The following is a 1,086-nucleotide window of genomic DNA, read 5'->3' as shown; positions in this document are numbered from 1 at the left end:
TAGCGCTATCGCTAGGTCATAATCACTCGCGCAATCAGCGGTATGATTCGCTTGTGAACCATAAAGCCAGACAAGTTCAATTCGACTCGCTTCTTTAAGAGAGAGACTCTTAAGTGCATCAATAGTTTTATTACTAGGTGCCAAGTTCATTGTGTTGTTCCAGCAAGAGGGTTTATTGATTTTAACCAATATTTTAGGATGGGTCTATTCGTCGTGGTTGGAGAGATATTTTGGATAACATTATGAAAAACTGTTTGAGTTTTCTCATTTGCTTCTTAGTTTTTCTTAGCATGCCCTTGAAAGCCGAGTGGCATGAGTTTTCTGCAGAGGTGATGACGACCAACTTAAGCTTGGAGTTTTGGTTAGACGATAAGATTAAAGCAGAGAAGGCTAAGCGCGCAGTGCTGAATCGCTTTAATGATATCGAGGCAAAGATGTCGCGGTATATTTCTGAATCTGAGCTCTCCAAGGTAAATAGACTTGCCTCTGAGCAAACGCTAATGATATCGACTGAGCTGTTTAGCTTACTCGAAAAGTCTTTGTCTGTGTCGGCTTTATCTCAAGGTGCCTTTGATATCAGCTTTGCCTCGGTTGGTTTTTTATATGACTATCGACAACAGGCGCAGCCATCTGATTCTCAAATCAGTGCGAAGTTGCCAGTACTGGATTATCGCCATATTGTTTTAAATAGAAGTGCTCAAACAGTACGCTTTAGCTCTCCTGGAGTCGTCGCTCTTGACTTAGGCGGAATAGCTAAAGGTTATGCTGTTGATGAAGGCATTAAGATGTTGAAGACCTTTGGCGTTCAACATGCGCGTTTAAGTGCGGGCGGCGATATGTATCTTCTGGGCGGAAAGGGCTCAAAGCCTTGGCTTGTCGCGGTGCGTCACCCTAGAAACAAAGAAGAAAACTCCGTTGTTCTGCCTTTATCGGATGTCGCTTTATCGACTTCAGGTGACTACGAGCGATTCTTTATCGATGATAGTGGCGAAAGAGTTCACCATATTATTTCCCCTAAAACAGGCAGGTCTGCTCGGAACGGTCTGCTAAGCGTTTCCGTTCTCGGGCCTGATGTGACGACTACCG

2 protein-coding genes are annotated in these 1,086 nt (G+C 44.0%); one reads left to right on the top strand and one right to left on the bottom strand.

All coding sequences use genetic code 11. From position 1 onward, the window contains the following. On the bottom strand, positions 1-150 hold a 150-nt coding region (locus A3756_RS29395; RefSeq protein WP_197481544.1), incomplete at its 3' end, for a nucleotidyltransferase domain-containing protein. Positions 151-290: 140 nt separating this feature from the next. Between A3756_RS29395 and A3756_RS25480 the strand changes: the two genes are divergently transcribed. After that, positions 291-1,086: FAD:protein FMN transferase (locus A3756_RS25480; protein WP_197481543.1), on the top strand; the 796-nt coding region annotated here is incomplete at its 3' end.

It is taken from the genome of Oleiphilus sp. HI0086, assembly GCF_001635225.1.
Note: the sequence above shows the minus strand (reverse complement) of the source record. Positions and strands in the feature narration are given on the sequence as shown.